This window comes from Streptomyces sp. NPDC002698 (assembly GCF_042888945.1).
GTDB lineage: Bacteria > Actinomycetota > Actinomycetes > Streptomycetales > Streptomycetaceae > Streptomyces.
The window spans coordinates 102,557-113,360 of the sequence record NZ_JBIAQM010000025.1 but is presented as its reverse complement, the minus strand read 5'-3'; the positions used below and the strand labels follow the sequence as shown (position 1 = coordinate 113,360).

The 10,804-nt window shown below is 73.0% G+C and carries 11 protein-coding genes; 7 read left to right on the top strand and 4 right to left on the bottom strand.

The window, feature by feature from the left end:
* Nucleotides 1–102 precede the first annotated feature (102 nt).
* A complete protein-coding gene (locus tag ACFYW9_RS29175) occupies nt 103–531 on the bottom strand; it encodes a hypothetical protein (RefSeq protein ID WP_389156257.1) in 429 nt (142 codons plus the stop codon).
* Nucleotides 532–784: 253 nt separating this feature from the next.
* Between ACFYW9_RS29175 and ACFYW9_RS29170 the strand changes: the two genes are divergently transcribed.
* A complete protein-coding gene (locus tag ACFYW9_RS29170) occupies nt 785–1,060 on the top strand; it encodes an SHOCT domain-containing protein (protein WP_351862221.1) in 276 nt (91 codons plus the stop codon).
* A gap of 36 nt (nt 1,061–1,096) precedes the next feature.
* Here the strand turns inward: ACFYW9_RS29170 and ACFYW9_RS29165 are convergent, their stop codons facing one another.
* Complete coding sequence (locus ACFYW9_RS29165) at nt 1,097–1,588, bottom strand: NUDIX domain-containing protein (protein ID WP_389156253.1); 492 nt, start codon at nt 1,586–1,588, stop codon at nt 1,097–1,099.
* A 101-nt stretch (nt 1,589–1,689) separates the two neighbouring features.
* Nucleotides 1,690–2,754: an ADP-ribosylglycohydrolase family protein gene (locus ACFYW9_RS29160; RefSeq protein WP_351862224.1), complete on the bottom strand. Its 1,065-nt coding sequence runs from the start codon at nt 2,752–2,754 to the stop codon at nt 1,690–1,692.
* 298 nt (nt 2,755–3,052) lie between these two features.
* Between ACFYW9_RS29160 and ACFYW9_RS29155 the strand changes: the two genes are divergently transcribed.
* Nucleotides 3,053–4,171: a glycerate kinase gene (locus ACFYW9_RS29155; protein ID WP_351862363.1), complete on the top strand. Its 1,119-nt coding sequence runs from the start codon at nt 3,053–3,055 to the stop codon at nt 4,169–4,171.
* Nucleotides 4,172–4,385: 214 nt separating this feature from the next.
* On the opposite strand, the gene ACFYW9_RS29150 is transcribed toward ACFYW9_RS29155, so the two are convergent.
* Nucleotides 4,386–5,615, bottom strand: a complete 1,230-nt coding sequence (locus ACFYW9_RS29150; RefSeq protein ID WP_389156249.1) for a PucR family transcriptional regulator — start codon at nt 5,613–5,615, stop codon at nt 4,386–4,388.
* Between the two features lie 180 nt (nt 5,616–5,795).
* On the opposite strand from ACFYW9_RS29150, the gene ACFYW9_RS29145 reads away from it, so the two are divergent.
* The 5 genes from ACFYW9_RS29145 (at nt 5,796) to ACFYW9_RS29125 (ending at nt 10,757) form a co-directional block, all read left to right on the top strand.
* The gene (locus tag ACFYW9_RS29145; protein ID WP_389156246.1) at nt 5,796–6,602 is read left to right on the top strand and encodes an ABC transporter ATP-binding protein; all 807 of its coding nucleotides are present in this window, start codon (nt 5,796–5,798) and stop codon (nt 6,600–6,602) included.
* A 97-nt stretch (nt 6,603–6,699) separates the two neighbouring features.
* Entirely contained in the window at nt 6,700–7,485 is a 786-nt protein-coding gene (locus ACFYW9_RS29140; RefSeq protein ID WP_389156289.1) for an ABC transporter ATP-binding protein, read from the top strand.
* Nucleotides 7,482–8,372, top strand: a complete 891-nt coding sequence (locus tag ACFYW9_RS29135) for a branched-chain amino acid ABC transporter permease (protein WP_266763814.1) — start codon at nt 7,482–7,484, stop codon at nt 8,370–8,372. Before ACFYW9_RS29140 ends, ACFYW9_RS29135 begins: the two co-directional genes overlap by 4 nt.
* On the top strand, nt 8,365–9,498 hold the full coding sequence (locus ACFYW9_RS29130) for a branched-chain amino acid ABC transporter permease (RefSeq protein ID WP_351862227.1): 1,134 nt from the start codon (nt 8,365–8,367) through the stop codon (nt 9,496–9,498). Before ACFYW9_RS29135 ends, ACFYW9_RS29130 begins: the two co-directional genes overlap by 8 nt.
* On the top strand, nt 9,495–10,757 hold the full coding sequence (locus tag ACFYW9_RS29125) for an ABC transporter substrate-binding protein (protein ID WP_389156241.1): 1,263 nt from the start codon (nt 9,495–9,497) through the stop codon (nt 10,755–10,757). Before ACFYW9_RS29130 ends, ACFYW9_RS29125 begins: the two co-directional genes overlap by 4 nt.
* Nucleotides 10,758–10,804: the final 47 nt, after the last annotated feature.

The following is a 10,804-nucleotide window of genomic DNA, read 5'->3' as shown; positions in this document are numbered from 1 at the left end:
CACGGCCCCGCCGGCCCCCCCCCCCCCCCCGCCGGGCGCGCCCCCCCCCCCCCCCCCCCCCCCCCCCCCGCCGGTCGGAGACTCCGGGGAGATCGCGGGCGGCTACGCGGTACGGGCGTCCCGGTCCGATCCGACGCACAGCGCCCAGATGACGAAGGCGTCGACGGCGATCAGGACGCTGGCCCACACCGGGGAGTGCGGCAGCCACATGAAGTTGGCGACCATCGACAGTCCCGCCAGGGTGATGCCGACGATCCGGGCCCACAGCATGCCGCGGAACACGGCGACGCCGGCGAGGACGACCAGGACGCCCAGGGTGAGATGGATCCATCCCCAGCTCGTGAGGTTGAAGGTGTAGACGTAGTTGCGGGTGGTGACGAACACGTCGTCCTGGGCGATGGCGGCGATGCCCTGGAACACCGCCATCGCTCCTCCGAAGATCATCATGACTCCGGCGAAGGCGGTCCAGCCGGACACCCACGCCCCCGAACTACCGGCGGTTCCCTGCCGGTGCATACCCGTCGTAGCCATAGCGAGCTCCTCCTGCGTAGATCTCACCACTGACCGGGCGACGGCCGGTGGCCCACATTTCAGCTTGCCATGGGAATGACAGACCGGCAGATCGTCGGAAATCGCGCCCGATGAGGGAGAGATCGAGGTGCGGGGGAATCCGTTCGGTGCTCCAATGGTTCTGCCCGATGCGCCGGGACGAATTCGGCGCACCCAGGGGATCGAATCCCTTTCGGGCTCGTTCCGTATGTCTCGTGCCGGAAAGGAAACCACCGTGCCAGGTCTCCTCCGCGGGGTCGCCCGCACCGCCGTGGTGGCCGGTACGGCCACCGCCGTCTCGAACCGTGTCTCCCGTCGTCAGCAGGGACGATGGGCACAGCAGGAAGCCCAGCAGCAGTACCAGGAGCCCCCGCCCCCGCCTCCGCCCCCCGCGCCGGCCGACGAGATGACCAGCAAGATCGATCAGCTCAAGCAGCTCGGGGACCTCAAGGCCCAGGGCGTGCTCACCGAGGCCGAGTTCGAGGCACAAAAAGCCCGCATCCTCGGCTGACTCGCGTCCTTCGCCGGGTGGTGGGCGGACTCGCGGTCAGCCCACCCGGTGGCCGTTCTCCAGTTCCGCCGCGCCCGACCCCTCCGCCAGGACGTCGAGCGCGGCGAGGACGCGACGGCCCGAGGCGCCCGACAGATGAGCGGTCACCTCCTCCCGCGGCACCAGCCGCCAGGACAGCAGCTCCTCCTCCTGGAGCCGGATCGCCTTGAGTTCCCGCTCGCCGAGCACCCCGCCGTCGTACAGATAGGCCACGATCGGCGGGCGCTCCGGCCCCAGGACCCAGTCGACCGCCAGCAGCCGTCCGAGCTCCACGTCGAGGCCGATCTCCTCGGCCGTCTCGCGGCGCGCACCCCGCCGGGGGCTCTCGCCGGCGTCCGACTCCACCGTTCCGCCGGGCAGGGTCCAGCCCTTGCGGTAGTTCGGTTCGACGATCAGTACCCGCCCTTCGGCGTCGCGGAGGAGGGCGGCGGCCCCGACGAGGACACGGGGCAGGCCGGCGATATATGCGGCGAAGTCCGAAGTGGTCACCCCACGAAGGGTAGCGAGAAGACCCGTACGTTCGCGGGCGGCGGGCGGCGGGCGGCGGCCCAGGGCCCTGGGCCCAGGGCCCTGGGCCCAGGGCTCAGGGCTCAGGCTTCGACCAGCGCGACCGTGCGTGACGCGAGCTCGCTGATCCGTACCCCGTCGAAGCCGAACACCGCGCTGCGGACGGTGTCCTCCAGCGGGTCCTTCCACTGCGGGGGGATCGCCTCCGCACCGCACAGGACGCCCGCGACGGAGCCCGCGGTCGCGCCGTTCGAGTCGGTGTCCAGGCCGCCGCGGACCGTCAGCGTGATGGTGCGGGTGAAGTCCCCGTCGCCGTACAGCAGCCCGGCGGTCAGCACCGCCGCGTTCGGGACCGTGTGGATCCAGCCCATCCCCGCGGTCTCCTCGGACACGGCGGTGAGCGTGTCCTCCCAGGTCATCCGGGTCTCGTGGAGCGCGAGCACCCGGCGCACGGTGCGGGACAGGCGGCTGCTCGCGGGGATCACGGTGAGCGCCGTGTCCAGCGCGTCCCGGACGGAGGGGGCGGTGAAGGCCGCGGAGATCAGCGCCGCCGCCCACATCGCGCCGTACACGCCGTTGCCGGTGTGGGACAGGACCGCGTCACGGCGGGCCAGGGAGGCCGCGCGCTGCGGCTGCCCCGGCGACGTCCAGCCGTAGACGTCCGCGCGGATCAGCGCCCCGATCCATTCCTGGTACGGGTTCTCGTACGTCGCCGTCACCGGCGGTTTCAGACCCTTGGCGAGGTTGCGGTAGGCGGCGCGCTCCGCCGTGAACGTCTGGAGATACGGAAGCCGCGTCAGCCACAGGTCACCGACCTGCTCGGTGCTGAACGAGAAGCCGTGCGTCTCCAGCAGGTCGAGTCCGAGGATCGCGTAGTCCACGTCGTCGTCACGGCAGCTGCCGTGGATGCGGCCGCGCACACAGTCACGCCACTCGGGCCGCAGCTCGAACTCGCCCCCGTCGTCGTCGGCGGGTCCGGGGAGATAGTCGGTCAGGGGCAGGGCGGCGGCCTGCCGCAGATAGCGGTCGATCCGGTCCCGCGTCCAGTGGTCGCCCTGCTCGACCGGCTTGCCGAGCATGTTGCCCGCGATCCGGCCGAGCCAGCCCCCGAGGACGCGGTCGGCGAAGTCGGTGCCCACAGGGGTCATGGCTCCGGTCTACCCAATTCCGGGCGGGCGTGCTCGCCGGGAGGCAGGGAATCGGGTGCTCCGGGAGCCGCCGGGCCCACGGACGTCCGCGCCGGACGGACCGACGGCCGCCGTCCCCGGGCCGTCCCCGGGCCGTCCCCGGGCCGGTCCAGGGCCGGTCCCGGGGGATGGGCAGGGGCATGACGGCGGGGGTCCGCTCCGGCTATGGTCGCAGCGGCGCGACTGCCTTGACGTGTGCAAGGCCCGGAAGCAAGGGGAATGCAAGGTGGCGGACGCTGCTGTGGATCGGACCCCGCGTGTGCTCATCGCGGCGGACAAGTTCAAGGGATCTCTGACGGCCGTACAGGTCGCGGAGCGGGTGACCGCCGGACTGCGCCGGGTCGCGCCGCACGCCGAGATCGAGTCGCTGCCCGTGGCCGACGGCGGCGACGGCACCGTCGACGCGGCGGTCGCGGCCGGATTCGAGCGCCGCGAGGTGCGCGTCGCCGGACCGCTGGGCCACGAGGTGACGGCCGCGTTCGCGCTGCGCGGGCGGACGGCGGTCGTGGAGATGGCCGAGGCGAGCGGGCTCCAGCGGCTGCCCAAGGGCGTCTTCGCGCCGCTCTCGTCCTCGACGTACGGCACCGGGGAACTGCTGCGGGCCGCGCTGGACGCCGGTGTGGACACCGTCGTCTTCGGCGTGGGCGGCAGCGCGACGACGGACGGCGGGGCGGGCATGCTCTCCGCGCTCGGCGCGCGTTTCCTCGACGCGGAGGGCGAGCCGGTGGCTCCCGGCGGCGCCGCGCTGGGCGATGTGGAGAGCGCCGATCTGTCCGGCCTCGACGACCGCCTCGCCTCGGTCGACCTCGTCCTCGCCAGCGACGTGGACAACCCGTTGACCGGCCCGACGGGCGCGCCCGCCGTCTACGGCCCCCAGAAGGGCGCCGGTCCCGACGACGTGGCGGTGCTGGACGGCGCCCTCGCCCATTTCGCCGGCGTCATGGAGAAGGAGATCGGACCGAAGGCCGCCGGGTACGCCACCGCGCCCGGCGCCGGTGCCGCGGGCGGAGTCGGATACGGGGCCCTGGTCCTGGGCGCACGCTTCCGGCCCGGCATCGAGGTGATGCTCGACGTGCTCGGCTTCGCGCCCGCGCTGGAGCGCGCCACGCTGGTGATCACCGGGGAGGGGTCGCTGGACGAGCAGACCCTGCACGGCAAGGCGCCCGCCGGGGTCGCGGCGGCCGCCCGAGCAGGGGGCAAGGAGGTCGTCGCGGTCTGCGGCCGCCTCGCGCTCCGGCCCGAGGCGCTCGGCAGGGCCGGCATCCGGCGGGCCTATCCCCTCACCGAGGCCGAGCCCGACATCGCGCGGTGCATCGCCGACGCCGGACCGATCCTGGAGCGGGTGGCGGAGAACATCGGGCGGGACTTCCTGGTCTGAGGGCCGGTCCGCCCGCGCGGACCCGTCGCCCGAGGAGTTCACCGCTCCCGGACCCGTCGCCCGAGGAGTTCGCCGCTCCCGGACCCGTCGCCGGAAGTTCACCGTTCCCGGACCCGCGGTCCGGGGACTTCACCCCCCTCGGACGGCGGCCCGAGGGCGGTCCGCCCGCCGTCCCCGGCGTCGTGGGCCGTGCCGCGGACCGGCCGCTCCCGGTTCACCGTCCCGGCCCCGCCCCCGTGACCGCCGTGGCGCCCGCCAGCCGGTAGGCGTCCAGGGCCAGGGTCATCTCGATCAGGTCGCGGGGGCGGGCCAGTGAGCGGGAGGTGAGCTGTTCCAGCCGGCGCAGGCGGTTGAACACGGTGTTCCGGTGGCAGTACAGACGTCCGGCCGCGCGTCCCGCGGAACCCTCGCAGGCCAGCCACATGTCCAGCGTCTCGATCAGCACGGCCCGGTCCCCGGGTTCGAGCTCGAGCAGCGTGCCGAACACGTCGGACACCAGCCGGGCCGCCAGCTCCGGCTGGCTCACGACGAGCGCCGTCGGCATCCGCTGATCCAGGCGTACGACACCGGTCGCGTCCGGCGGACAGGTGCGCAGCGCCAGTTCGGCCCACCGCCGGGCCCGCCCCAGCTCGCCCAGACCCGAGACCACGGGACTGATGCCGCCCGGACCCGAGCGCCGTCCGTCCAGCAGCCGGGCCACCCCGTCCAGGCCCTGTCCGGCGTCCAGCGCCACCACCGCGATCTCGCAGTCGGCCCGCATCCGCCAGATGAACCGCAGCCCCGCGCCCACCATCGGCCGGACGCAGACGTCCCGTCCGTCGTGACGTTCCGTCCGCAGCACGACGACGGCGTACGGTCCGTGCTCGGGCAGATCGAGCCCGGCCGCCGCCCGCGCCGCGAGCCCCGGCGCCTCCTGACCCTCGAGCAGCGCGTCGAGCAGAGCCTGGAGTTGCTCGTCCGTGCGCCGCCGCAGCTCCCGTTCCGTGGCGAGGTAGGACTCCGACGCGGTCGTGGCCTGCGCGTCCACGGCCGACCACACCATCGTGGCGCACCGCATGAGCACCGCGAGCCGCTCGGGCTCCCGGCTCGCCGCGCTCTCCATCAGCGCGTCCCACACCAGATAGCCCGCGGCACGGTAGGCGTGCACCAGGAGTTCGAGCGGCAGCCCCTGGTGGGCCCGCCGCCGTCCCGCCTCCTCGGCGTGCTCCAGATCGCGGCGCGGTGAGTCCCGCGGCGCGGAGATCGCCTTGATGCCGATGCGCATCGCGGTCTCCGCCTCCCGCCACTGCTGGTCGTACGGCAGCACCTGTCCGTAGACGGGGGAGTACTCGGTGAGCTGCCTGACGTGCTCGTCGACGAGCTCGGGCAGCCGTTCCAGCAGAGCCGTACACGACTCCGCGAGCAGCTTCCAGTCATGACCGGTCCGCGGTCTGCGCCCTCCCATGGCCGGAGGATGCCACCGGGACACGGGGTCGCACAGGCCCCTGACACGCGGTGTTGTGCGCGTGCACAACGGGCGGGCGCCACCGGTGGGCTCCCGCCGCGTTTCGGCCGCAGCCCGTGGACGGGGGTCTTCGCCGGTGCTGAGGTGAGCGCCACACCGAGCGAGGACAAGGGAGATGCCATGGGCGGTTCCGCTCTGCTCGTGCGGGAACTGTCGGTCGGATACGGCCCCGTACGCGCACTGCGTCATGTGTCGTTGGAGGTGCCCGAGGCATCCGTGGTGACGGTCCTCGGCGGCAATGGCGCGGGCAAGACGACGCTGCTGCGGGCGGTGTGCCGGACCCTCTCCTTCCACGGGGGAGCGGTCACCGGTGGCACGGTCACTCTCGGCGGACGCCCGCTGGACCGGCTGCCGCCGGACCGGGTGGTGGCCGCCGGGGTGTCCCAGGTCCCGGAAGGGCGGCGGGTGTTCAGCCGGATGACGGTCGCGGACAATCTGCGCGCCGGAGCCCTCGGCGGCACCGGCGGCCGCGTCGGCAGGGCGCGCGCCCTGCGGCGGGTGCACGAACTTTTCCCCGTCCTCGCCGACCGCGCCGACCAGCGGGCGGGGCTGCTGTCCGGCGGGGAACAGCAGATGCTCGCGGTCGGCCGGGCGCTCATGGGCGCCCCGAAGGTGCTGCTTCTCGACGAGCCCTCCCTCGGGCTCGCTCCGCTGATGGCCGCGCGGATCGCCGACACCGTGCGGGAGATCAACGAACAGGGCACCTCCGTCCTGCTCGTCGAACAGAATGTCGCCCTCGCCCTGCGCCTCGCGTCCCGTGCCTACGTCCTGGAGGTCGGCGAGGTCACCCTGTCCGGTCCCGCGGACGAACTCGCCGCCTCCGACGAGGTGCGCCGCCGCTATCTCGGCGTGGTCGACGAGGACGCCGCGGCCGACGGGGCGGCCACGCCCGACGGCCTTCCGTCCCTGACCCGCTGGAAGGGGTGAACCCACCGTGGAAGAACGCGACAACGCGACGGCCAGCACGGCCGCTCCGGCAACCGCGCCGGCGCACCCGGAAGCTCCGGAGGCCGTGCCCTCCGGCATCCCGTCGCTCGACGTCCGGGACGTGACCGTCCGCTTCGCCGGGCTGACCGCGCTCGACGCGGTGAGCTTCACCGTGCGGCCGGGCACCGTGCACGCCCTCATCGGCCCGAACGGGGCCGGGAAGTCCACCTGCTTCAACGTGCTGTCCGGTGTCTGCCGGCCCGCCGCCGGAAGCGTCCGCCTCGGGGAACAGGAGCTCACCGGCCTGCCGCCCCACGAGATCGCCGGTCTCGGCGTGGCCCGGATCTTCCAGAACCTCGCCCTGCCCGCGCACGCCACGGTCGAGGACTGTCTGATGCTCGGCCGGCACCGGCTGACCCGCGCCGGATTCCTCGCCGCCGGGCTGCGGCTGCCCTCGGCGGCCCGCGAGGACCGGCGCCACCGCGAACGCGTCCGCGAGATCGCCGCGTTCGTGGGCCTTCAGGGACAGCTCGGCCGGCCCGCCGGTTCGCTCCCGTACGGGCAGCAGAAGCTCGCCGAGCTCGCCCGGGCCCTGTGCATGGAGCCCCGGGTCCTGCTCCTGGACGAACCCGTCGCCGGCATGACCGCCGACGAACGGCGCCGAACCGCCGCGGTCGTGGCGGGGGTCCGCGACAGCCTCGGCATCTCGATCGTGCTCGTGGAACACGACATGGGGGTGGTGATGCGGCTCGCGGACGCGGTGACCGTACTCGACTTCGGGCGCCGGATCGCCGACGGCGCCCCCGCAGACGTACAGAACGATCCGGCGGTGGTGCGTGCCTATCTGGGCGAGCGCGCCGAGCCAGAGGAGACCGCGTCATGAGCACCTTCGTCGAACTCCTGCTCAACGGCCTGTCCATGGGCTCCGTCTACGCCCTCATCGCCCTGGGCTTCGTCGTCATCTTCCGGGCCACCGAGGTCGTCAACTTCGCGCACGCCTCCCTGCTGCTCGCGGGCGGCTATGTCACCGCGACCCTCCACGACGACATCGGCTTCTGGCCCGCCCTGCTCGCCGGGGTCGCGGGCGCCGCGCTGGTGGGGGCCGCCGTGGAGTTCCTGGTGATGCGCCGCTACCGGGGCTCCGACCAGAGCGTCCTCGCCATCGTCACCATCGGCGTCGACATCCTGCTCACCACCGAGCTGACCCGGCGGATCGGCACGGACGTGCTGGCGCTGGGCGACCCCTGGGGCAACGCCGTCCTCACCGTCGGCCCCGTCTCCATCGCCCACACCAGGATCGCGGCGTTCGTCGCGGCGGCCCTGCTCATCACGGCCTTCCTGCTGGCCTTCCGGTACACGTCCTGGGGCGTGGCGATGCGCGCCGCCGCGGAGAGCCCGGAGACCGCCGCCCTGATGGGGGTCCGGCTCGGCCGGGTGTCGCTGGGGGCCTGGGCGGTGGCCGGCGGCCTCGCGGCCGTCGCCGCGCTGTTCCTGACCGTCTTCCCGACACCCGGGCTGGAACGCGCCACCTCGCTGGCCGCGCTCAAGGCGTTCCCCGCGGCGATCCTCGGCGGCCTCGACTCGACGACCGGCGCGCTGGTCGGCGGACTCCTCGTCGGCGTCACCGAGTCCCTGGCCACCGGCTACCAGAGCGACCTCACCTTCCTCGGGCGCGGCCTCGGCGACCTCGCGCCCTACGTGGTCATGGTCGCGATCCTGCTCATCCGGCCCGCCGGGCTGTTCGGCACGAAGGAGCTCGCCCGTGTCTGAGGTCCTCACCCACGACGAGGCGGGCAGCGCCTCCCGCCCCGCCCGCCGGCGCACGGTCCGGCTCCCCGCGGCCCGGACCGCCGCCGGGACGGCCGGCGCCGTCCTGCTGCTCGCGCTTCCCTTCTACGTCGACCGCTTCTGGCTGCAGGCCGGACTGTTCGCGATGGCCGCCGCGATCGGCGCCATCGGCCTGAACCTCCTGACCGGCGCGACCGGACAGCTCTCCATGGGGCACGCCTTCTTCCTCGCGGTCGGCGCCTACGGGTACTGCGTGTTCGCCGCCGACGGGGGCGACGGGCTGACCGGGCTCGGACTGCCCGCCTGGCTCGCGGCCGTGCTCGCCGTGGCCGTCTCCGGGATCGCCGGGGGCCTGTTCAGCCCGATCGCGGGACGGCTGCGCGGTGCCTACCTCGGCATCGCCACGCTCGCCCTGATCTTCATCGGCCAGCACGTCCTGTTCAACGCCCGGGATCTGACGGGCGGCTTCAACGGCCGCGACGTACCGCCGCTCAGCCTCTTCGGGCTCACCTTCGACGACCGCGAGCTGGTCGTCGCGAACGTGCCCTTCGGCTCGGCCGAGAAGCTCTGGTACGTGGGTCTGCTGCTGCTCCTGGGCTGCGGGCTGTTCGCCCGAGGGGTGCTGCGCGGCCGGCCCGGCCGGGCGATGAACGCGATCCGCGACCACCGGATCGCGGCCGGGGTGATCGGCGTGCCCGTCGCCCGGTACCGCGCCGGCGTCTTCGTCCTGTCCTCGATGTACGCGGGCCTGGCCGGGGTGCTGCTCGCCCTGGTCTTCCAGCGCACGGTGCCCGACTACTTCGGGATCACCCTCTCGCTCGACTATCTCGCCATGATCGTCATCGGCGGCCTCGGCTCGGTGACCGGGGCGGTCGCCGGGGCCGTGTTCGTCTCGCTGCTGCCCCAGCTGCTGACCCGCTACAGCGACACCCTTCCCCTGGTCTCCGACCCGGGCATGGGCGGGATCGCGCCGGGTGAGGCGGCCCGGTACCTGTACGGCGCCGCTGTCGTGGCGGTGGTGCTTTTCCTTCCGGGCGGTCTGGTCAGGGTGGCCGCCCGGCTTCGCGTCACGCCCCGTCCCGGGGCCACTCCAGGGGAGGAAGAATGAGAACGACACACACCGCGAGGCTGGCCGCCGGGGCGCTGGCCGCCCTGCTCGTGCTGGCCGGATGCAGTTCCAAGGCCAAGGACGACGACGGCGACAAGGGGGCGGCCGGCGGGGTGAAGACCGGCGAGGGGATCTCCGGGAAGACGATCAGCCTCGGAGTGCTCACCGACATGAGCGGTGTCTACGCGACACTCGGCAAGAGCGTCACCCAGGCCCAGCAGCTCTACGTGAAGCAGACCAACGCCGCCGGCGGTGTCTGCGGCTACAAGCTGGCGCTGACGGTCCGCGACCACGGCTACGACCCGCAGAAGGCCGTCTCCGGCTACACGGAGCTGGCACCGAAGGTGCTGGGCTTCACCCAGTTCATCGGCTCGCCGTTCGTCGCGGCCGTCAAGCAGCGCATCGACGGCCAGGACAAGGCCCTGGTCCTGCCGCAGGCCTGGTCGGCCACCCTGCTGGGCAGCCCGTACATCCGGCCCATCGGCGCCACGTACGACATCGAGACGATCAACGCGATCGACTTCCTGATGAAGGAGAAGGGCCTGAAGAAGGGCGACAGCATCGGCCACGTGTACTTCGAGGGCGACTACGGAGAGAACGCTCTGACGGGCTCCCGGTACATGGCGGAGCAGTCGGGTCTCAAGGTCGTCGAGCAGAAGATCAAACCCACGGACAACGACATGACCGGCCAGGTCGTCGCGCTGAAGAAGGCCGGGGTGAAGGCCGTCGTGATCAGCGCGGGACCGCGGCAGGCGGCCTCGCTCGTCGGGGTCGCGGCGGCCGGCAAGTTCAATGTGCCGATCATCGGCAACAACTCGGCGTTCGCCCCGCAGCTCCTGGCCACCGCGGCCGCCCCGGCACTGGAGGCGAACTACTACGTCGCGAACCCCTCGCTGCCGATCGGAGCGGACACCCCGAAGGCGAAGAAGCTGGTCGCGGACTACAAGGCCGCCTACCCGAAGGACTCCCTGGACAACGGCGTGGTGGCCGGCTGGACGGCCGCGACGGCGTTCGGCGAGGCGCTGAAGAAGGCCTGCGCGTCCAAGGACCTCACCCGTGCGGGCGTCGACAAGGCCCTGCTGACCATCGACGCCCTCGACACGGGGTTCGGCATCCCGCAGGACTTCACCGACCCGAAGTCGGCGTCGTCGAAGGAGAGCGTCATCCTCCAGCCCGACAAGAACGCCGTGGGCGGGATGAAGGTCGTCCGTGAGGCGGAGGCCTCGTCCGTCGCCCAGGGGTACACACCCGGCGCCTGACCCCGGCGCACGCCCGGCGCATGACCCACTGCGCTCCCGCGCGGGGG